This is a genomic window from Actinoalloteichus caeruleus, assembly GCF_049311605.1.
Taxonomy (GTDB): Bacteria; Actinomycetota; Actinomycetes; order Mycobacteriales; family Pseudonocardiaceae; genus Actinoalloteichus_B; species Actinoalloteichus_B caeruleus.
This window is the reverse complement of the sequence record NZ_CP186005.1, coordinates 4,203,859-4,224,197: the sequence shown is the minus strand read 5'-3', so window position 1 is coordinate 4,224,197 and position 20,339 is coordinate 4,203,859. Positions and strand designations below refer to the sequence as shown.

Sequence of the window (20,339 nt, the reverse complement as noted above, 5' to 3'; positions counted from 1 at the left end):
GTCACGGGCGGACGGGCCCGAGCGGCGGGAGCGGACGGCCGAAGCCGCCCGCCGGGTGCAGGAACACCGGCAACGCCGCGTGCCCGCTCACCAGGAACGTCCCGAGCGGCGGGAGCGCCGCCGCCGGCTGGGCCAGCGCGATGCCGGGAAACCTGTCGAACAACGCGGACACCGCGAGCTCCGCTTCCATCCTGGCCAGCGGAGCACCCACGCAGAAGTGGGCACCGTGCCCGAACGACAGGTGCCCGCGACGGCTGGGGCGGAGCACGTCGAACACCTCGGGACGATCCCCGTGCTGGTCGGGGTCACGGCCCGCTCCGCCGTAGGACACCATGATCGCGTCCCCCTCCGGGATGACGGTGCCCCCCACGTCCAGGTCGGTCACCGCGTACCGCAACAGCACGTGCGGCACCGGTGGTGCCCACCGCAACGCCTCCTCCACCGCATCCGACCACGACGCGACCCCCACCCGCACCAACTCCCGCTGCTCGGGGTGGGTCAACAGCGCCAGCACCAGGTTGTGCACCAGGTTGAGCGTCGTCTCGAACCCGGCGCCGAGCATCAACAACAGGGTGTCGTGCAGCTCCTCGTCACTGAGGGGCTGGTCGCCCTCGGCCGGCGCGCCGTGCAGCAGGGTGCTGGTGAGGTCGTCGGCGGGTTCGCGGCGCTTCTCCTCGACCATCTCCCGCAACAACGCGTCGAGCCGCGCGCGGTCCCGCGCGGCGTGCTCGGACGACACCGTCGTCTGGAAGAGGTTGTCCACGCACTCCCGCAACGTGGTCCAGCCCGCGCGGCGCAGGCCGAAGAGCTGGGCGATCACGGAGATCGGCAGCGGGCTGGCCAGTTCCGCGCGCAGGTCCACCACCTCGGAGGCGGGTTTGGCGGCCAGGCGCACGATCAGGTCCGCCGTGACCTGCTCCACCCGAGGGCGCAGCGCCTGGACCCGACGGGGCAGGAAGGCCGCGCTGACGATCCGCCGCAGCCGCCCGTGCTCGGGGCCGTAGGCGGTGAACATGTTCCGCAGCGACACGAAGTTGGCCAGCGGCCAGTCCCGGGGCACTCGACCTTCCCGCCAGTCCCGCCAGTGCTGGTGCGGGTCCTTGGAGACACGGGGGTCGGCCAACAGGGCACGCACGTGCTCGTGACCGGTCACGGACCAGGCCCGTACCGCACCGGGCAGGACGACCGGGACCGCCGGGCCCCGGCCCCGCAGCTTCTCGATCTCCGCGTACACGTCCCGCCCGGTCGGATCGAGCGTGACAGCGTCGAGGTGCTGACCCATGTGGTCTCCAGAGGACTCTCGGGGGATGACCTGCCCGGCCACACCAGCCGAACAGGTGACACCGAGTGTGATGCCCCGAGAACTCCTTGTGAAGGCTCTGTCAGGGTGTTGGCGGCCAGCGGCGGTCCGATGTGTCCTGCCACCTCCGCCGCGCTTCCGCTTGTCCCCGCACCGGAACCGCCGGCTCGCCGCCCCCGGCGGTTCGCCGCGCGGGTCCGAGACTGACCGTTGACGGACGACCGGGCCGGCCCTCCGCCCACCCGATCAAGGACGCCGGACGAGTGCACTACAGTCCATCAAGTGATTGATGGAAACAGTGGGCGGGCGGGTGAGGTCGTCCGGGCCGCGTTCCGCGTGGTCGCCGACGTCGGCTTCGAGGGACTCCGGCTGCGCCGCGTCGCCGCCGACGTCGGCCTCGACCAGTCGACCCTGCACCACTACTTCGCGACCAAGGACGCGCTCATCGGAGCCGTCGCCGAGTACACGACCAGCCGGCTGGCCACCACCGCGCCGCCGTGGGACCTCGAACCGCCCGCCGCGCTCATCGCACACCTCGACGCCCTGCGGGCGATGATGCGCACGGAACCGGAACTGCTCACGGTCAGCGCCGAACTCGACCTGCGAGGCCGCCGCGACCCGGAGGTGCGGCGCGAGGTGGAACGGCACGAGGCCGGGTGGCGGCAGGCCCTGTCCGCCCTCCTCACCGACCTGCCCCGCGCCGGTCTTCCCGTGGCGGAGGCCGTCGAACTGGTGATCGCCGCGGTCAAGGGCGTCCGGCTCACCCCCGAACTCGCCCCCGCCGTCCTCGACCCCCTGGCCACCCTGCTCACCGCGCCACCCGCTCCCGAAGGAGGGAACAGGTCATGAACGCACCCCACGTCCTGGTCATCGGCGGTGGCATCGGTGGCCTCTGCCTGGCGCAGGGGCTCCGCGCGGCCGGCGTCCCGGTCACCGTCCACGAACGCGACACCCACCCGGCCGGCCGGTGGGAGGGGTACCGCATCCACATCGACCCGGCGGGAGCGAGATCACTCCGCGCCTGCCTCCCGGACAGGCTGTGGCGGGCCTTCCTCGACCTGGCCGCACCGGGCGGGGACTTCGGTTTCCTCACCGAGCGGCTCACCGAACTCCTCGTCGTCGAGGAGGAGATCTCCCACCCCCGGGCCGACGACCCGGCCGAAGGGCACTACGCCGTCGACCGCCGCGCGCTGCGGCGACTCCTGCTCGCCGGCATCGAGGACGTCGTCCACTTCGGCGCCGAGTTCGAGCGGTACGAGGTCACCGACGACGGCCGCGTCGTCGCCCACTTCGCCGACGGCTCTTCGGCCACCGGAGACCTCCTCGTGGGCGCGGACGGCACCGGCTCCCGGGTGCGTCGGCAGTACCTGCCGCACGGGGAACCGGTGGCCGCCGGAGTCGTCGGGCTCGCCAACAAGCTGGTGCTCACCGACGGCCGGGGGTGGGTGCCCGGCCGGTTCCGGCAGGGGATGAACCTGGTGACCGGGGACGGCCCCTACTCGCTGTTCACCGCCGCCTACCAGCCGCCCCCCGGCGCGGAGCGGGTCCTCGCCGAGGTCACCGGGCGGACCCCGCCACCGATCGACCAGCCCTACCTGCTGACCGCGTTGGTGTCCGCCCCCGACCACCTGCCCCCCGACATCGGGGACTTCGGGCCGGACCGCCTGCGCGAGGTCGCGGCCGGACTCGTCGCCGACTGGCACCCGGTGGTCCGCCGCATGATCGACGAGTCCGAGGACGACAGCCGGGGCGTCAGCGTCTTCCGGGTGGCGCCGCAGCTACCGCCCTGGCCATCCAGCCGGGTGACCCTGCTCGGCGACGCCATCCACGCCGTCCCCGCCACCGGCGGCCTCGGCGGCAACGCCGCGCTGCGGGACGCCCGCCGCCTGACCCAGCTGCTGGCCACGACGAGCGGCGACGGGATCCTCGACTCCGTCCGCACCTACGAACGGGACCTCCGCGAACACGGCTACGCGGCCGTGCGGGACGCGCTCGCGGTGCGGGACCAGATGGTCGCGGGCGGAACCCTGGACACCATCGTCAGCCGCACCTGGATGCGGCTCTGCCGGTACGTCACCCCGCTGCGGCGGCACTCCTTCGGGTCCTCCGATGCCGACGTCAGCCACCCCCGGCCCTGGGAACTCGCCTCGCCGGCGTGAACCCGACGAGGAGGCAGTCGGAGGAGGGCCGTCCACGGTCGGTGGCGGTGATCCACCGCGGGACCCGCCACTGACCGGACCGCTGGTCCGCCCGCTGCCCTGTCCCGGGCGTGTACGCACCCGCCTCGGGATTCCCTGTGGAAGGTGGCCGATGGTTGGCGTACCTGGATGGGAGTGCGTCGTCGAACGCTCGTGGCGGGCACCCCGTCCGCTGAGGACGCTAGTCTCGTGGTCATGCGCGGTGCTGGTGACCCACTGAGCATCGGGGAACGAGTGGCCTTCTACCGGCGCCGGCGGGGCCTCGCCCAGGTGGCCCTGGCGGGCATGGTGGGCCGATCCGAGGACTGGTTGAGCAAGATCGAGCGTGGGGTCCGAGTGCATGGTCGATGCGCAGTCGGATCGCCGGGTGGATGTTGAGGGTCATGAGTTCCTCGGGGGAAGCCCAGAGTACCTCCTTGCTCTCACCGCTGGTCCGCAAGCTCCCAGACACCGGGTCGGCAAGGAAGCGGATGGAGAATTCCTGACGAACCTCGCCGTCGCTGCTGTAGGAGACTACGTGGTTGGGGTCCGTACAGATTCCGGTAACCGCCCTGGGGACTACGGTGATTCCGGTTTCCTCCTCGACTTCCCTGACGACGGTCTGGGAGATGGTTTCACCGATACCCTGTGTTTCGCCGGGGATGGCGTACAGGTCGTTGTCGGTCCGACGAATAATCAAAAAGTGCCCTGACCAGTTGCGAACTACTGCCGTCACGGCGGGTGCGATGCTGTTCGCCCCGGGGCCGGATTCGTCGTAGTAGTAGTCCCGTCCGGCCCCTTGCGTTCCCTTCGTCCGTGCTCGTTTCTCGTGGGCTGCGCCGACCATGATCTCGGGCGCGAACGTCGTCTCCGAATCCGGGCCAACGGCGGGCAACCTGGGCAGGCAGTGCCGCGCCGGGCAGGCGCCTCGACCGAAGCGGCCGTGCGGTCGAGTGGGGGATGGCGGTTCGAGATCGATCACTCAGTTGGGGCCGACAGCTGAAGTGCCTCGAATATGGGTTGTGCGGCTGGGTCTCCGGGGTAGAGTTCACGTGCCTGCCGCATGGCCTCCTGGGCGAGCATGGCGAACGGCAGTTGAGATCGACGAGTTTCCTGCTTCGCTTCCTCGATCCACGGTAGTGCTGATTCGATATCCCCGGTTCGCAGTGCGGAGATGCCGAGGGTGAATCTGGCTTCGGTCGCGCGCATGGGGCTTTTCTCGGTTCCGTCAGATGCTCGGGACAGGTGAATGACTTCGTGCGCGTGCTCCGTCGCCCTTCGATCATCGCCCACCAGGCGGTAGCAGTCCATCGCGTAGAAGTCCCACTTGGTCGGGTCGATGACGAAATGGTTCTCGGGTCGGCTTGGGTGATCGTGCCGGGTGAGAAGGCGGTACCCCCCGTCCAGGGTTCGATGTACGCGATCCCGCTGCCCCATCCGGGCATGGGCCTTCGCCGATTGCGCGGCAAGCTGCACGACGACCGAAGAATGGGGAGCTGCTGCGGTGCCGGCCTCCGCGTACTGGGCGACGGAGCGTAGGCGTCCCTGCGTGAGCGCGAACCATGCGCTCAACTCGAAGGTCCATCCCACGATCTCGGCGTGTCCGGATTCCTTGCCTATCTGTAGGGCGGCAAGGCGGCTGAGTTCGGCTTGTCTGATGTTGCCGAGATCGTATTCCAGGCAACCAAGGAGCAGGGTGAGCCACCCAGCGTTGACCAGGATGTCCCGATGTTCCCTGAGCGTCGTGGGGCGTTCGAGCAGTTGGGCGCTGTACTCCAACCACTGCATGGTCTCACGGTGCAGTTCACGGGCGCCCCGCCAGGCGTACTCGCAACAGAGCTGCTCGGTGACGAGTTGCATCTGCTCCAGCGTCTGACTACCGACATCGGTGTTGTGAAGGCGTCGCACGACGTCGCTCAGTCCCCAGGGGCGGCCCGGAGCCGACGGAGCCGTGGGAGGAAGGACCGCACGGCCCGTCGCGCGGGCAGCGGCGGCCAGGGAGCCGTCGGCGCCCAGGATCGTGTCCAGGCGATCGATCATGCCTTCGTCGGGAAGACTTTTGGAGTTCTCGCAACGGCTGACCTGGCTTTGGCTCCAGTGCGCGGCTTTCGCGAGCTCTCCCTGGCTGAGACCAGCACGCCGCCGAAGCCGCGCGAGTTCTCCTGCGAACCGTTCCATGCTGGCACCTCCCGTACCTGGCTATGCGCATCGCATGCGCCGGGTACGCATTCGGTCGACTGTGGTGCTGCTGAGGCCGATTCTAGCTCTTGGAATGGATGACAGGTGCGGGCAGAGGGCACAGCGCAACCACGACCGGATGGACGAAGCTGATGAGGTTATGAGTCCTGGTGCACGTTCGGTAGACGCCACCCGGATAGCTGGTATGGCGGCTGTTCACGACTCGCGCTCATATCGCGATGGGGTGTGGCGGCAGGAAACGCGAAGCACGCGGCGCGGATCAGTCCGCCGCTCGGCGTGACGAGTTGGACGGCAACTTCGAGGTCACAAATCCGATCCTCCCCGGGAACTGAGGACTTTGACGCAATGAGCATTTGCCGTGCAGAAGTGAAAGGTGTTCGCATGGCGAGCGGTGGTGGAGCCCGACTTCGGGCCGGGCATGACGAGGTGTTCCCACACGGTGCGCTGGTGATGCGGGTGGGGCGGGTGATGGAGCCCCGGAGCCGTGAGGAGCGGGCGCGGGGTGCGGCTCGGGTCCCCGAGTTGGACCCCGGCACCGGACACTGTCAGTGGTTGGTGACGGTGATCGACCAGGCGGCGGAGGCGCTGCCCGGCACCAACCTGCGACCAGTGGTCTTCGAGGGGCTGACCGCGGCTCCCCGGAACGACAGCGGGCAGTGCGGCCCGCCGGCGGCGGGACGAGGGCAGCGGTGTCGAGCGTGGCCACAGACCCGGGGTCTACCACGGCCGACCGGTGAGGGGGACACACCATGATGGTCCCCCAGGTGGTGGCGGCCCCAGCGCAGGGAGCGGGGGCGTTGTTCACGGTGGAGATGCCCGGCACCGGGCCGATGCTGATGGTGGACCTGGGAAGCCTGTGCGTCCAGGTCCGGTTCCACCAGGACGGCCAGGACCGGGAACACCTCGACCGGTTCCTGTCCGAACTCTCCGGGGAAGCGGCTCGGGCGCTGGCCTGGCTGCGTTCCCAGCCTCGGCACACCCACGGTCTGCTCGACGTGGACTCCGCCCGGACCGCGCTGGCCGGTTACCTGCCCGCCACCCCACCCGAGGACCCCCCAGGTGGGGCGCACCACTGGCGGGGCCCCGAGCCCACCGACGCGGGGGAGTGCCACCGGTGAGCGAGGACCAGCCGGAGGTGCCCGCCTGGGAACGGGAACTGCGCGCCCTGTTCCTCACCTTCGTGGAGCACCTGCCACCCAAGGACGCGCCTGCCGAGGAGCAGCTGGCCTACCGGGAGCGGTGGGCGGAGTGCTTCGACGAGCTCGCGGACACCCTCGACGAGATCCAACGCACGGCGGCGCTGCTGGCGCGCTCAGCGCGGGACAGCCTCGACATGCTGCGCAGGTTGGCGGGCCAGTATCCGCCCCCGGTGGCAGCCGAGGTCCCCGCCCCCCGGGTTGAGGGGCAGACCGGGACGGCCGGCCGGTTAGCAGCCTGGTGGTCCCGCGCCTGGCGGCGGTCCTCGCCCACGCCGGCCGCGCCCCGGCGGGTGCGGTTGGAGTTCCGGCGGTGCCGGACCTGCCGGAACGGCGGCTGGTGGCCCGACGGGCAGGAGTGGTGCTGGGACTGCACGGCGGCCGGCGAGTGGCGGCGGCTGCGCACCGCGGCCCGGCACGCCGCCGTCGGACGCTACCCGGGCTGAGCGGCGGCGGGACCACCACGTCCGTGCCGCCCCGTCCGCGCCCCCTGGGGAGGGAGCTCGTCCGGTGCGCCGTTCTCCGATTCCTCCCGGGCCGCCTGCGCACCCGCGTCACCCCGACGCGTTCCCGGGAACACGTCGGGGAGTCCACCCGGACTCCCCGACGCGCGATCACGGCTCAGCGGCTCGACGGGTCACGGGTAGTAGACGTTCGGCTGCGGAACCGCGCCCATGCCGTCCCCGATGAAGAAGCTGGGGTGCGGCGGCTGGTTGTAGGCGGTGTTCTGCCACGCGATCGCCACCCGGTACTGGGTGTCGTGCATCAGCGTCGGAATCCGCAGGTCGGTGAGGTCGGTCGTCGTGTAGATCCGCAGCGCGCGGCTGTCCGCCGTCCGCCACACCACCTCCTCCCGCCAGTCCCCGAACAGGTCGCCCGAGAGCGCGGGAGTGGCCTTCGTGCCGTTGTTCGAGGCCACACCGTTCGCCGTCAGCAGCCGGGTGTCCCCGTTCGGCCCGTACTTGTCGATCCTGGTCTGGTCGAGCAGTTCCCGCACCGGGTCGCCGTCCCACCAGATCAGGAAGTTCGTCGACGACGGCTTGCGCCCCACGTTCCGGCCCTGGGTGTCGCGCATGCCGTCCACCCGCGACGACCACATCTCGGCTCCGGGGCTGCCCGCCCAGATGTCACCGGCCACCCCGCGCCCGTTGTCGCCGTTGGCCGGCGTGGTGTAGATCGGCTGCCCGGTGCGGGCGTCCACCAGCCACGAACTGGGCTGGTTGCTGTTCTCGGCGACGCCGAAGACCTCCAGCCCCGGGCGGCTGGGCACGAAGTCGCCGACGTGCAGCGCGTCGCCGTGCCCGTAGCCGGTGTTCCACAACGGGGTGCCGTCGTCGTCGATGACCATCGCGCCGAAGACGATCTCGTCACGACCGTCACCGTCCACGTCGGCGATCGACAGGCTGTGGAAACCCTGCCCCCGGTACTGGCTGCCGGCCGAGTTGCTGTCGAAGGTCCAGCGCCTGGTCAGGCTGCCGTCGCGGAAGTCCCAGGCCACGATGACCGTGCGCGTGTAGTAGCCACGGGACATGATGAGGCTCGGCCGCTGGCCGTCCAGGTAGGCGGTGCCCGCCAGGAAGCGGTCCACCCGGTTGCCGTAGTTGTCGCCCCAGTCGCTGACGTTGCCCCGCGCCGGCAGGTAGTCCACCGTGGACAGCGCGGCTCCGGTCCGACCGTCGAAGACGGTCAGGAACTCCGGCCCGGCGAGGACGTAGCCGCTGGAGTTGCGGTGGTCGGCGTTGGCGTTGCCGATGACGCGTCCAGCACCGTCCACGGTGCCGTCCGCCGTCTTCATCGCGACCTCCGCCCGGCCGTCGCCGTCGAAGTCGTACACCTGGAACTGGGTGTAGTGCGCCCCCGCCCGGATGTTGCGGCCCAGGTCGATCCGCCACAGCCGGGTGCCGTCCAGCCGGTAGGCGTCGACGAACACGTTCCCGGTGTGCCCCGAGTGCGCGTTGTCCTTGGAGTTCGACGGATCCCACTTGACGACGAACTCGTACTGGCCGTCGCCGTCGAGGTCACCGACGCTGGCGTCGTTGGCCGAGTACGTGTAGTCCACGCCGTCCGGAGTCCGACCACCCGAGGGCACCTGGAGCGGGACGTCGAGGTAGTTGCCGCCGCCGAACCGCAGCGACGGTTCCGACGCGCCCTGCTCGGTGCCGTTCACCACGGCCCGGACGGTGTAGCTCGCCGTGGCCGAGGCCCCGCCGTCGAAGTAGTTCGTCGAGTCCGTGATCGGCGACGAGTTCACCCGGGTCGAACCCCGGTACAGGTTGAACGCCACTCCCGCCGGGTCGGTCCCCAGCAGCCGCCAGCTCACCAGGTTGCCGTTCCCCGACCTGGCGCTGATCAGACCCCGGTTCAGGTCCTCCACCTGCCTGGCCTGCCCGGGTGGCTGCGTGCCACCCCCGTCGACCGGGACCAGCTGCCACTGCTGGTTGTGGCCGTCGTGGTCGGAGTACTGGGAGACCCTGGCCCCGTCCTCGGTGGACCACTCCCACACCTCGAGCGCCTTGCCGCTGAGCCGGTTGAGCAACCGCACGTAGCCACCGGCCGAGTCGGCGAGGCGGAACTGCTGGTTGTGCCCGTTGAGGTCGGCCCACTGCACGACGCGGGCTCCATCGGCGACGTCGAACTCGTAGAGGTCGAGGACCTTGCCGCTGTGCCGGGCCTGGATCCGGTACCACCCGTCACCCGAGGGCAGGAACCGGAACTGCTGGTTCGTTCCCGAGTTCCGGGTCCACTGCACGGCGTTCACGCCGTCCCCGGTGCCCCGTGCCTCGATGTCCAGTGCCTTCCCGCTGTGCCGGTTCACCAGCTGGTAGTAGGCGTTGGGGTCGACGGTCGCGGCGTTGGCGGCCGCCGGAACCCCAAGAGTGGCGAACACGGTGGCGATGACCGCGGTGACCGCCGTTCTCCATCTTCGCGTTGGGCGCGCTCCCGATATTCTTCCGCTGTTCGACATCGTCATTCCCTTCAGGGCCTGACCACGGCCCGGTCGCACGTCGACGTGCCTGGTGTCCCGCCGGGAGGAAGAAGGAGAAGGCCACTCTTCCGTTCGGGGCCGGCGATGTCACGGCAGCCCGGGCGGTGAGCGTGTCGCCACGGCGGAAATTCCGCGGAATACCAGGCGGGGTGGCGCCCGCCGTCTCTCGTGTCGGCGCGGGATGGCTGGTCAGGACGCTTGTCGTCGAGCGGTGGCCTCACGGTGGCCACCGGTGCCGGCTGGCTGGGCGGGAATGTTACCCAGACTTCATCGGGGAGCCAAGAAAGCCGGAACAACGGTGTTCGTCGAGGAGGGCGGGGGCGAAGTGGCCCCGGGCGGTGCCTCCTCGTCGAGGAATTCGCCCCGAATGCTCCGGACGGAGTACCGGCGATCGTCGAAATCGGGATCCGGCGGTGGGGCGGCGGTGGTTTCTCGTGACTATCGGTCGGCTTTCGTCCGAGTTCTCGGGAATTGTCGCCGACTGCGGCCCGGAATCTGCCGCTGGGGCTGGCCCGATGCGGCCACCGTCGACGACCAGCCACCCACCCCGACGGGGGGAAGCCTTGCTGAGCTTCCCGTCGGTCCTCGGCGCGGCGGAGCGTTCCCCCGCGCCCCGCGAGGTCCGCTCCACTCCCGAACGGGTACCCGGCCCCCGCCGCGCCGGGCGGCGGGGCCGGGGTCGCGTCAGCCGTTCAGGGCGGCGCCCAGCGGCGGCTGCTCGGTCAGGACGGTCGGGACGTTCCCCACCGGAGCCCACTCCTCGCCGCAGAACTCGAGGTTGATCGCGTTGACCACCCCGAGGTGGAACAGCGCGACGCTCTCGTCCCCGGCCCAGGCGTTACCGGAGACGGTGACGTGCCGCTCGCCGTCCAGCGTCCCGAACGAGTAGGTCAGGAAACCGGGGATGCCGCCGGTGTGCCCGACGAGCGGGACCCCGCAGACCGTGTTCAACGTCTGGAGCCCGAGCCCGTACTGGGGGAACAGCGTCGGATCGGTGGTGGGGACGCCGTCCGTCATCAGCGCCAGCGACTCCGGCGACACCAGCTCCCCGCCGAACAGCGCCCGGTAGAAGCGGTTGACGTCGGCCGTGTCCGACACCAGGGCGTAGGCGGCCCAGGCGAAGGACGGGTTCAGCTCGGTGAACTCCCGCCACTCACCAGCCGGGTCCCCGGCCAGCCGGTAGTACCCGAGGGAGTGGGGGCCGGGGAGTTCCCGCTCGGTGAGCGGGAAGGAGCTGTTGGCCATCCCCGCCGGTTCGAACACCCGCTCCCGCAGCAGGACCTCCAGCGGCTCCCCGGTCACCGACTCCACGACGAGGCCGAGCAGCACGTAGTTGATGTTGGCGTAGGAGAACTCCCCTCCCGGTTCCCCGACCGGGTCCTGGGCGCCGGAGAACCGGACGAGGTCCCACGGCGTGTAGGTGCGCCGCGAGTACTCGGCGACGTCGTCGAACTCGGCGTCCTCCAGGTAGTCGGTGAGCCCGCTGGTGTGGTTCAACAACTGCTCGACGGTGACCCGGTCGGCGGTCGGCACGGAACCCGGCAGGTGCTCGGCGAGGGGGTCGGCCAGGGCGAGCCGGTCCTCCTCGACGAGCTGGAGGACCAGCGTCGCCACCAGGCTCTTCGTCACGCTCGCCGCCCGGAACACCCCGTCCGGCGGTGTCGGGACCCCGGTGCCGAGGTCGGCCACCCCCGTGGTGAGGACCTCCTCGTCCGCGCCGTCCCGGACGCGGAGCTGGATGCCCGGGTACCCGGCTGCCTCCACGGGTAAGCGGAGCGCGTCGAGCATCGCGCTCCGGTCGGAGTCCCCGTTCGTGTCCGGCGGCGCGGCGGAGCCGGCGCCGGGGTCGGCGAGCGCCGGGGGCGCCCCCAACGCGAGCAGCGCTGCCAGCGCGCCGCACACCAGCGCTCGCGGTGTTCTCTGGTGCTTCATCAGGATGTGGTCCTCCCTGGACTCGGGTTCGGCCGTGCCGAACCTCGGCGGGAAGCACGCTAGGTGCGCGACCAGGACCCCGGCATCGGTCGACCGGGCGGAGACGATCACCCGAAGGTTGGAGGCGCGGCCCTGCCCGGATCCTCCTTCCGGCCGCCCAGCCCCTGGGCGCCCCGGCACACCGCCGACCCGGTCGGACCCCTCGGCGGCTCCCACCGCGAGGTCCGACCCGCACGGGCCGGCGGCGCCCGAACCGGTTCAGTCCGCCACGACCACCGACAGCTCCGCCCCGGTCGCCGACAGCAGGACGCCCTGCTCGTGCGGCTCCCAGGTGCCTCCGCGCACCGCCGTCACCGCCGCGACACCCACCACCAGCACCCGCCAGCCCGCCGCGGCCCCGGCCACCACGCGAACGGTGAGCGTCGCCCCCGTGCGGGTGGTCTCGAACTCGACCCCGGTCTCCCCGGCCAGCGTCGGAACGGCAGTCCTCGTCCTGGTCAGTTCCGGTGACCAGCCCACCCGCAGCGTCAACCCCCGCGTGTAGTCGTAGTCGGGGCGGTCCGACCGCCCACCGAGCGGGACCACGGCACCCGGGCGGACCAGGACCGGCAGCCCCAGGAAACCGTGCCGCTCCCGGCGCCAACCGGGGCCCTCCACCGGCTCCCCGGTGACCAGGTGGGTCCACCGGCCCGAGGGCACGTAGTACTCCACCTCGCCGTCCGCGCTGAGCACGGGCGCGACCAGCAGGTCATCACCCAACAGGTACTGCCTGTCGAGGTAGTCGCAGGCGGGGTCGTCGGGGAAACCGAACCCCATCGACCGCATCACCGGCCACCCGTGGTCGGCGGCCTGCGCCGCCGCACCGTAGAGGTAGGGCATCAGCCGGCACTTCAACTCCGTGAAGAACCTCGCGACCTCGACGGACTCCTCGTCGAACTCCCACGGCACCCGGTAGGACCTGCTGCCGTGGAGCCGGCTGTGGGAGGACAACAACCCGAAGGCCAACCACCGTTTGAACACCCCCGGGTCGGGGGTGCCCTCGAACCCGCCGATGTCGTGGCTCCAGAACCCGAAACCCGACAGGCCCAACGACAACCCGCCCCGCAGGCTCTCCGCCATCGACTCGAACGTCGACTCCGAGTCACCGCCCCAGTGCACGGGGAACCGCTGGCCGCCCGCCGTCGCCGACCGGCCGAACACCACCGCCTCCCCGTCGCCCCGCTGCTCGCGCAACACCTCGAACACCGTCTGGTTGAACAGGTGGGTGTAGTAGTTGTGCATCCGCACCGGGTCCGAACCGTCGTGGAACACGACGTCAGTCGGGATGCGTTCCCCGAAGTCGGTCTTGAAGCAGTCCACGCCCATCGCGAGCAGGCCACGCAGCTTGTCCGAGTACCAGGCCCGCGCCGCCGGGTTGGTGAAGTCGACGATGGCCAGCCCGGGTTGCCACAGGTCCCACTGCCACACGTCGCCGTTCGGCCGCCGCAGCAGGTACCCCTCCCGCAGCCCCTCCTCGAACAGCGGGGACTTCTGCCCGATGTAGGGGTTGATCCAGACGCTGACCCGCAGGCCCCGGTCGTGCAGCCGCCGCAGCATCCCCGGCGGGTCGGGGAAGACCGCCGGGTCCCACTCGAAGTCACACCACTGGTACTCCCGCATCCAGAAGCAGTCGAAGTGGAACACGCTCAGGGGAATCGACCGGTCGCGCATCCCCTCGATGAACCCGGTCACCGTCTCCTCGTCGTAGGAGGTGGTGAACGAGGTGGACAACCAGAGCCCGAACGACCACGCCGGCGGCAGCGCCGGCCGCCCCAACAACGCCGTGTACCGGGACAGGATCTCCTTCGGCGTCGGCCCGTAGATGACCAGGTACTCCAGGGTCTGGCCCTCAGTGCTGAACTGGACGCGGCCCGTGTGCTCGGAGGCCACCTCGAACGAGGTCTGCCCCGGTTCGTTGACGAAGACGCCGTAGCCCCGGTTGGTGAGGTAGAAGGGCACGTTCTTGTAGGACTGCTCGCTGCCGGTCCCGGCGTCGGCCTGCCAGATGTCCACGACCTGGCCGTTGCGCACCAGCGGCGTGAAACGTTCCCCGAGGCCGTAGACGAGTTCGCCGACCCCGAGCGAGAGCTGGGCCACCGAGTAGTGCCGGTCCTCCTCGGTGACCGCGATCCCCGTGCCCTTCCGGCCCGTCCGCGTCAGCACCCGGCCCTCGGCGAGGAAGTCCAGACTCCACTCGGCCGAGGTGTCCAACCGCAGCGACAGCCGCCCACTGGTCAGCTCGACCACCGGCCCGACCCGCTCCACCTTCGCGGTGGTGTCCGGCTCCACCGCCAGGGAGAACTCCGGGGACCGCGGCCGCCCACCGGCGAAATGGGTGGTGCGGACCGCGATCACGTCCGGCGCCGGCGTCCACCAGTGCGTGGTCAACACCGGGCCGTACAACGTGTCCCCCCGATGTCTCACCGCCCGGGTGGCGGCGTGCACGGTCACCGTCTCCCCGGTGGTGACCACGTCCCGTGCCTCGGTGGCGTAGGACGCGCGCACACCGTCGCGCATCAGCCAGACACCGTTGGTGAACTTCATCCGCTTCCTCTTCCCACTGGAAGGTGCCCGGCCGGGAAGCCGAGCGTTCTGACGTCGACGAACGCGCTGGAACGGGCGGATCGGTGATGCTGGTCAGCCCCGGGCGGACCGCTCCCGGTGACCGGCGATGGCACGCCGGTACCAGTGGTAGCTGTCCTTGGGCGTGCGGGTCTGGGTGTCGTAGTCGACGTGGACCAGGCCGAACCGGCGGTCGTAGCCGTAGGCCCACTCGAAGTTGTCCAGCAGGGACCACGCGTAGTAGCCCCGGACGTCGACCCCGAGGTCCACCGCCCGCGCCACCGCCCCCAGGTGTTCCCGCAGGTAGTCCACCCGGCCCTCGTCGTGCACCACCCCGTCGGGACCGACCTGGTCGGCCTCGGCGCTCCCGTTCTCGGTGATGTACAGCGGCGGCAGCCCCGGATAGCGCTCCACCAGCCCGGTGAGCAGGTCGGTGAGGGTGGAGGGCACCACCGGCCACCCCATCTCGGTGGTCCGCGCACCCGGCCACCCGGCCGCGACCGCCCCCACGTCCCACGCCGTCCGCCGGGCCGGATCGGCCTCGACCCGAGGCGCGGGCGCCACCCGGCTGGGGGCGTAGTAGTTGACGCCGAGGAAGTCCAGCGGCGCGGCGATCACGGCGAGGTCCCCGTCCCGCCGGTAGGACCCGTCCGCCAGCGGCCCCCAGGTCTCCCGCTCCCACTCCGGGTACCGGGCACCGAGGATCGGATCGGTGAACGCGAGGTTCCGCAGCGTCTCCGCGCGCCGAGCCGCGGCGATCTCCTCCTCGCCGTCACCGACGGCGGTGATCCGCTCGGGGTTCAGCGTGATGCCGACCTCCCCGGCGCCGGCGTCCCGCAGGCACGACACGGCCAGCCCGTGGGCCAACAACAGGTGGTGGGCGGCGGCCAGCGCCGGCGTGCCCTCCCGCGCACCGGGCGCGTGCCGGCCCTCGGCGTGCCCGATGAAGGCGGAGCAGAACGGCTCGTTCAGGGTGATCCAGCGGGCCACCCGGTCACCGAGCCGGCCCACCACCAGGGACGCGTAGTCGGCGAAGCGGTGCGCCGTGTCCCGCGCACGCCACCCCCCGGCGTCCTCCAACGCCTGGGGCAGGTCCCAGTGGTACAGGGTGAGCGCCGGCGCCACCCCGGCCGCGAGCAGCTCGTCCACCAGGCGGTCGTAGAAGTCGAGGCCGGCCGCGTTCGCCGGCCCCCGGCCCTCCGGCTGCACGCGGGGCCACGCCGTGGAGAACCGGTAGGAGTCCACCCCGAGGTCCCGCAGCAGGGCCACGTCCTCCCGGTAGCGGTGGTAGTGGTCGCAGGCCACGTCCCCGGTCTCACCCCGGGCCACCCGACCCGGGGTGTGGGAGAAGGTGTCCCAGATGGAGGGTCCGCGACCTCCCTCCCGCACCGCCCCCTCGATCTGGTAGCTCGCGGTGGCCACACCGAAGACGAAATCCGGCGGCAGGACGGGCAGGTCGGACAAGGGTCGCTCCTCTTCTCGTGGATGTGAACGGTGCCTCGCCAGCCGCCCGTGGGGACGGCGCGGCCGACGAGGTCCGCCGCGCGCGCCGGGCCGGGGAGCCCGTCGACGGGACACCCGGCGGCCGCGCGGCTGCCCTCACCCCGCCTCGCGGGGCGGGGCGACACTCGGGCCTGGCAGCAGGTCCGGCGGGATGAGGACCCGCGTCCCGCTCGTCGGGTCATCGACGGCGGCGATCGCCAGGGCTGTGGCGTGCTCGGCCATCCGCTCGACGGGCAGCTCGACGCGGCGGAACGCGACGTGCTCCGGGTCGTCGGGCAACGTGCCGATCAACACCACGGACACGTCCGAGGGAACGCGCATCCCCTGTTCCGCCAACGCGTCGACCACCACCCGCGCCGCCGCCGCGTCCTGCACGGCCAACGCCGTCGGCGCGTCGGGCATCGCGAACAGCGCCGCCAACCGCCGCCGCAGCTCCAGCCGGTCCGAGGTCGAGTGCAGGATCTCCACGCTCCCCGCGAGCTGCCCGGCCGCGCGGCGCGCCCCGGCGAGCCCGTGCGCGGCGTAGCTGCGCCTGGCCTGGATCTCCTGTTCGGTGACGGCGAGGTAGGCGAGCCGGTGGTGTCCGGCCGAGGCGAGGTCCCCCAGGGCGAGGACGGCGGCCTGCTCGAAGTCCAGGTCGGTCCACGGGGTGCCGAGAGTGGTGGTGGGCCGCCCCACCACCGCGATCGGGAAGTTCGCCTCCCGCATCGCCTCGATCCGGGGGTCGTCGAGGTCGACCGCCATCAGGATCCCGGCGTCCGCCAACCGCCCCCTGGCGATCCGCCGCAGCCCGGGAACACCCTCCTGCGCGGTCATGAGCAGCAGGTCGTGGCCCTGGCGGACGGCGGCGACGCTCAGGTCGTGGATGAAGCGCCCGTCGACGGCCCGGTAGGACCGGGTGGTCTGGGGGAGGGCCAGGGCCAGGACCCTGGTCCGCGCCGCGCGGAGCGCCCTGGCACTGGCATGGGGGTGGTACCCGAGTTCGTCGATCGCCTGGCGCACGACCTCCCGAGTGCCGGCGGAGATCTTGCGGGCACCGCTGAGCACGTAGGACACGGTGCTCGTGGACACTCCGGCCCTCTCGGCGACGTCCTTGATCGTGACCATTCCGCTCCTTTGCGGTCCGGTTTGAGGCGACTGGGGTCGAAACGATTCACCTGGTGTCGTTGATCGGAAAGTAGAAGCTTCGACCAACCGGTGTCAATGCTCCGAACGGGCAGCCCCACCAGGAACGGGCCACCGGGGGAGGGCCGGCGCCCACGCGGGCGGGGCCGGACTTCGCCGCTCGGGGAACGGATCACCGGGACGTCCGGACCGCCTTCCGCGTCTCCCGGAACCCCGGGCGCCGGGTCCCGCCCCCTCCGCCCCGAAACTGAACACGGTGGCGCCCACTCCGGACGCTGAACCCACCGCGACACCACCACCGGAACCGCGTGCCGCCCCGCCTCCCCGACCAGTGGCGTCGAAGACCACCGCCCGGGCTCCGAGGGCGCTCGCGGCCTCGGTGAGCACGTCGGTACGGCGTCCGCTGCCCCGGGGCCCCGACTCCGTGCGGCACCTGGGAACACCCGACCACCGGTCGCCGGTAATCTCCTCCGCCGCCCCACCTCGTCACACCCGGAGCGGGAATGCGCCCGGGGCCGCACGGGTTGGGCAGCGGTAGTGCGGCGCGGTGACACGTCGTGCCGACGAACGAGAGAGAGGACCCGAACGTGACCGAGGCGGCTACCGAGATCCGCGACCTGGCGGCCGAGGACGAGGACGACTTCCTCGCCGGCGCCGTCGCCTGCTCCACCGAGCCGGGCGAGTGCGAGGCGTGCCAGTGAGGTCGCCCCGCTGACGCCGTCCTCCCGGGACGGCCCGGCCGCCGGTATCTCCGTGTCCCCTGGCACGTCAGCCGGCGGCCGGCGCGGCGGGCCCGAGCACCGGCACCCCGCCCCCCGAGGTGGCGCCGGTCCGCCGCCGGTCGTCGCGCCGGCCCACCGCACCGCCATCCCGGGAACGGGTGAACGGGAGTCCCAAGATCCACACCTCCGGCCCCGATCCCACATCGTGAGGAGGCGGGTACCCCACCCCGTTGCCCTCCCCACCGCCCGCTGCCTACCGTTGACGCGGACGCCCACCCGCCGACGAGCGCCGGCGGCGGCGCCACCCCCTCGCAGGCCAGGGGAGGACCGATGCCCCCGACGACCGAGCCTCCGCGCCCGCCGCCTCCCGGCCGGGCGCCGGAACCCCGTCGGGCGCCGGCACGGTCCACCACCGGGGCACCGCGTCGCCCCCGGGCGGGGAACCCGACGCCGTGCCGCATCCAACGCCCACGGCCGCCCCTCGGCCCCAGGACACGCGTCCCCCGCCCCGGTGGGGCACCTCCGCGTCGCCCCGCCCCGGCCGCACCACCACCCCACCCCCGCGAGCGGACCAGCCGGAGGTCACCGACATGGACATCCCGCGCAGGAAGGCGAGCGACGACGTCCCCCGGCCGGGCGCGGGCGACGAGCCGAGCACCCCGGCGGCCGAGGCGGACGACGCGCCCATCGGGGCGAACCCCCGCTGCCCCGGGCTCGACGGCACCGTCCTCCCCAGCCTCGGTGAGGACTGCGAGCGGAACCCACGCGGCTACGTCTGGGACTGAACCCGCCGCGCGGCGGTGAGAACGACGCCCCGGCGGACTCGACCGACCCGAGCGGGTCGGGAGCCCCGGCCCGGGGCACCCGGCACCACCGTCAGGACCGGGCGGACCCCGAGGCGACGGCGTGGTGGAGGACCACCAGCGTGGGATCGTCGACCCGGTACCCCACACCCCGCACCGTGGTGATCAACGGGCAGTCCACGCCCAGCTTGCTCCGGATCCGCCGCACGTAGACGTCGATGGTCCGTTCCGAACTCCGACCCGGCGCCCCCCACACCCGCGTCACCAGGTCAGAGCGCTGGTGCACCACCCCGGGGTTCTCGCACAGGAACACCAGCAGGTCGAACTCCATTCGCGTCAACGGCACGTCCACGCCAGCGCGGGTCACCCGGCGCGCCGGTAGGACGATGTGCAGCGGACCGGACGTCCGAGGCCCGACGTCACCCCGCCCCGCGTCCTCGCGCGACGCCGGGCACCGGCGGGAGACGGTCACCCCGTCGACCGTGAGCGAGGCCGCCGAGAGGTCGACGGCCCGGCGTACCGCCCGCACCAGGCGGCCCGTGACCGACGCCGCCTCCTCCACGTCCGTGCGGACGGTGATGGTCACCGTCATCTCGGCGTGAGCACTCGGCTGGCCCTGGTGGACCGGCGCCGAGGAGACCTGACAGGGCACCGCCCGCAACTCGGGGCTGGGGGAATCGGACGTGGACTGCCAACGCGACGACATGATGGTGGTTCCTCACGGGAGGCGGGTCAGAGCGACCCGGGATGGGCGGTCAGAGCTCGAGGAACAGGGAGCTACGACACGCCTGGGTGTTGACGCGGGCGAAGTCGATGTGCCGCCGTCGAGTCAGCACCGTGGGAACCACGGGTGAATTGCAGCAGGGCGGTCACAGGGTGTCAACGCTTCCCAGGTCCTGGACGACCTGGCGCCGGTTCGCGAGGCCCGCACCGGAACTCAGAGAACCACGGACCACACCCCGGAGCAGGCGGACAGGGTGGCGCAGGAACTCCTCCTAGGAGCGATGAGGACGCCGCGCCCAGCGGAGGGGATGGACCTACCGCCGGTTGGAATTCCTCGTAGGAGCGATGAGGACCCCCGGCGCGGTGGAGAGGATCAGCGGGTTCGCGTTGGAACTCCTCGTAGGAGCGATGAGGACGCGGCGCGGCGGGACGCCCGGGAGCGCGAGGACCGGTTGGAACTCCTCGTAGGAGCGATGAGGACGGGACGTCACCGCGTCCGTCCACTCGGACATCCAGAGTTGGAACTCCTCGTAGGAGCGATGAGGACCGGCGAAGGAGGCGAAGAGCTCCTGGAGTTGGCGCAGGGTTGGAACTCCTCGTAGGAGCGATGAGGACCGGATCGGCCATGACGTCCCGGTCCCCCCGGGACATGTTGGAACTCCTCGTAGGAGCGATGAGGACGACGACCTCCTGGCGGCGGCGCGCGGCGAGCGACTCGTTGGAACTCCTCGTAGGAGCGATGAGGACGCGGCATCCGCGGGCACGTCGGGCAGCGGAAGTCGCGGGTTGGAACTCCTCGTAGGAGCGATGAGGACGGTCGGCGTACTGCCGGGCCAGGCGCCGCACGGGTTGGAACTCCTCGTAGGAGCGATGAGGACCCGAGAGTAAAGTCGCAGGTCAGGATACATCTGAAGGGCGTCGCTCGCGTCCGTTCCGCAGCGAACCCGAGGTTTGGCGTCAGACCCGGGGGGTTCGCTGAAATCCGGCCGCACCCGTGGTGGCTCCTGTCTCCCACTTCCGTCGTTCCCGGGGGCGTCGTTCCGGTATACCGCACGCCGCCGGTGCGCTCCGT

The 20,339-nt window shown here is 71.5% G+C and carries 14 protein-coding genes, 2 pseudogenes and 1 CRISPR repeat array; of the genes and pseudogenes, 7 read left to right on the top strand and 9 right to left on the bottom strand.

Translation table 11 applies throughout. The annotated features are described in order from the left end of the window. Position 1: 1 nt before the first annotated feature. Positions 2-1,282 carry a cytochrome P450 family protein gene (locus ACOJVX_RS16925; RefSeq protein WP_422646917.1) on the bottom strand — a complete coding sequence of 427 codons (1,281 nt, stop codon included), beginning with the start codon at positions 1,280-1,282 and terminating at the stop codon, positions 2-4. A gap of 300 nt (positions 1,283-1,582) precedes the next feature. On the opposite strand from ACOJVX_RS16925, the gene ACOJVX_RS16920 reads away from it, so the two are divergent. The 3 genes and pseudogenes from ACOJVX_RS16920 to ACOJVX_RS16910 form a co-directional block, all read left to right on the top strand. Next, positions 1,583-2,149 (top strand): TetR/AcrR family transcriptional regulator, encoded by a 567-nt coding sequence (locus tag ACOJVX_RS16920; RefSeq protein ID WP_418155489.1) that lies wholly within the window; start codon positions 1,583-1,585, stop codon positions 2,147-2,149. After that, positions 2,146-3,459, top strand: a complete 1,314-nt coding sequence (locus tag ACOJVX_RS16915) for an FAD-dependent oxidoreductase (protein ID WP_051314069.1) — start codon at positions 2,146-2,148, stop codon at positions 3,457-3,459. The genes ACOJVX_RS16920 and ACOJVX_RS16915 overlap by 4 nt, the downstream gene beginning before the upstream one ends. A 234-nt stretch (positions 3,460-3,693) precedes the next feature. Continuing rightward, positions 3,694-3,834 (top strand): annotated as a pseudogene (locus ACOJVX_RS16910) (helix-turn-helix domain-containing protein); the annotation flags it as partial. Positions 3,835-3,925: 91 nt separating this feature from the next. Here the strand turns inward: ACOJVX_RS16910 and ACOJVX_RS16905 are convergent. Beyond that, a pseudogene (locus ACOJVX_RS16905) lies at positions 3,926-4,324 on the bottom strand (NUDIX hydrolase); the annotation flags it as partial. Between the two features lie 131 nt (positions 4,325-4,455). Beyond that, the gene (locus tag ACOJVX_RS16900) at positions 4,456-5,655 is read right to left on the bottom strand and encodes a helix-turn-helix domain-containing protein (RefSeq protein WP_030107406.1); all 1,200 of its coding nucleotides are present in this window, start codon (positions 5,653-5,655) and stop codon (positions 4,456-4,458) included. 402 nt (positions 5,656-6,057) lie between these two features. On the opposite strand from ACOJVX_RS16900, the gene ACOJVX_RS16895 reads away from it, so the two are divergent. From ACOJVX_RS16895 to ACOJVX_RS16885, 3 genes are read left to right on the top strand one after another with little or no spacing between them, the layout of a single operon-like run. Next, on the top strand, positions 6,058-6,429 hold the full coding sequence (locus ACOJVX_RS16895) for a hypothetical protein (RefSeq protein WP_030107407.1): 372 nt from the start codon (positions 6,058-6,060) through the stop codon (positions 6,427-6,429). Then, complete coding sequence (locus tag ACOJVX_RS16890) at positions 6,426-6,794, top strand: hypothetical protein (protein WP_030107408.1); 369 nt, start codon at positions 6,426-6,428, stop codon at positions 6,792-6,794. The genes ACOJVX_RS16895 and ACOJVX_RS16890 overlap by 4 nt, the downstream gene beginning before the upstream one ends. Further along, a complete protein-coding gene (locus ACOJVX_RS16885; RefSeq protein WP_422646916.1) occupies positions 6,791-7,318 on the top strand; it encodes a hypothetical protein in 528 nt (175 codons plus the stop codon). The genes ACOJVX_RS16890 and ACOJVX_RS16885 overlap by 4 nt, the downstream gene beginning before the upstream one ends. 191 nt (positions 7,319-7,509) lie before the next feature. Here ACOJVX_RS16885 and ACOJVX_RS16880 read toward each other — a convergent pair whose 3' ends face one another. The 5 genes from ACOJVX_RS16880 to ACOJVX_RS16860 all read right to left on the bottom strand — a co-directional run bounded on the left by ACOJVX_RS16880 (position 7,510) and on the right by ACOJVX_RS16860 (position 17,001). Then, positions 7,510-9,759, bottom strand: a complete 2,250-nt coding sequence (locus ACOJVX_RS16880; protein ID WP_422646915.1) for an RICIN domain-containing protein — start codon at positions 9,757-9,759, stop codon at positions 7,510-7,512. Between the two features lie 783 nt (positions 9,760-10,542). Next, positions 10,543-11,790: a serine hydrolase domain-containing protein gene (locus ACOJVX_RS16875; RefSeq protein ID WP_422646914.1), complete on the bottom strand. Its 1,248-nt coding sequence runs from the start codon at positions 11,788-11,790 to the stop codon at positions 10,543-10,545. Positions 11,791-12,048: 258 nt separating this feature from the next. Next, complete coding sequence (gene yicI / locus ACOJVX_RS16870) at positions 12,049-14,373, bottom strand: alpha-xylosidase (RefSeq protein ID WP_418155483.1); 2,325 nt, start codon at positions 14,371-14,373, stop codon at positions 12,049-12,051. Positions 14,374-14,466: 93 nt separating this feature from the next. Next, entirely contained in the window at positions 14,467-15,855 is a 1,389-nt protein-coding gene (locus tag ACOJVX_RS16865; protein ID WP_026419207.1) for a GH1 family beta-glucosidase, read from the bottom strand. Positions 15,856-15,990: 135 nt separating this feature from the next. Then, a complete protein-coding gene (locus ACOJVX_RS16860; protein ID WP_026419206.1) occupies positions 15,991-17,001 on the bottom strand; it encodes a LacI family DNA-binding transcriptional regulator in 1,011 nt (336 codons plus the stop codon). A 1,330-nt stretch (positions 17,002-18,331) separates the two neighbouring features. On the opposite strand from ACOJVX_RS16860, the gene ACOJVX_RS16855 reads away from it, so the two are divergent. Continuing rightward, positions 18,332-18,526 (top strand): hypothetical protein, encoded by a 195-nt coding sequence (locus ACOJVX_RS16855; protein WP_155886167.1) that lies wholly within the window; start codon positions 18,332-18,334, stop codon positions 18,524-18,526. Positions 18,527-18,617: 91 nt separating this feature from the next. Here the strand turns inward: ACOJVX_RS16855 and ACOJVX_RS16850 are convergent, their stop codons facing one another. After that, positions 18,618-19,250: a winged helix-turn-helix domain-containing protein gene (locus ACOJVX_RS16850; RefSeq protein ID WP_081715504.1), complete on the bottom strand. Its 633-nt coding sequence runs from the start codon at positions 19,248-19,250 to the stop codon at positions 18,618-18,620. A 276-nt stretch (positions 19,251-19,526) separates the two neighbouring features. Further along, positions 19,527-20,145: direct repeats of the CRISPR family, unit length 30 nt; unit sequence GTTGGAACTCCTCGTAGGAGCGATGAGGAC. Positions 20,146-20,339: the final 194 nt, after the last annotated feature.

What these genes read in the sequence shown, in the direction of transcription:
- ACOJVX_RS16925 (WP_422646917.1), bottom strand. Translation starts at nt 1,282, where the DNA reads ATGGGTCAGCACCTCGACGCTGTCACGCTCGATCCGACCGGGCGGGAC.
- ACOJVX_RS16915 (WP_051314069.1), top strand. Translation starts at nt 2,146, where the DNA reads ATGAACGCACCCCACGTCCTGGTCATCGGCGGTGGCATCGGTGGCCTC.
- ACOJVX_RS16900 (WP_030107406.1), bottom strand. Translation starts at nt 5,655, where the DNA reads ATGGAACGGTTCGCAGGAGAACTCGCGCGGCTTCGGCGGCGTGCTGGT.
- ACOJVX_RS16895 (WP_030107407.1), top strand. Translation starts at nt 6,058, where the DNA reads ATGGCGAGCGGTGGTGGAGCCCGACTTCGGGCCGGGCATGACGAGGTG.
- ACOJVX_RS16890 (WP_030107408.1), top strand. Translation starts at nt 6,426, where the DNA reads ATGATGGTCCCCCAGGTGGTGGCGGCCCCAGCGCAGGGAGCGGGGGCG.
- ACOJVX_RS16875 (WP_422646914.1), bottom strand. Translation starts at nt 11,790, where the DNA reads ATGAAGCACCAGAGAACACCGCGAGCGCTGGTGTGCGGCGCGCTGGCA.
- yicI (WP_418155483.1), bottom strand. Translation starts at nt 14,373, where the DNA reads ATGAAGTTCACCAACGGTGTCTGGCTGATGCGCGACGGTGTGCGCGCG.
- ACOJVX_RS16860 (WP_026419206.1), bottom strand. Translation starts at nt 17,001, where the DNA reads ATGGTCACGATCAAGGACGTCGCCGAGAGGGCCGGAGTGTCCACGAGC.
- ACOJVX_RS16855 (WP_155886167.1), top strand. Translation starts at nt 18,332, where the DNA reads ATGGACATCCCGCGCAGGAAGGCGAGCGACGACGTCCCCCGGCCGGGC.
- ACOJVX_RS16850 (WP_081715504.1), bottom strand. Translation starts at nt 19,250, where the DNA reads ATGTCGTCGCGTTGGCAGTCCACGTCCGATTCCCCCAGCCCCGAGTTG.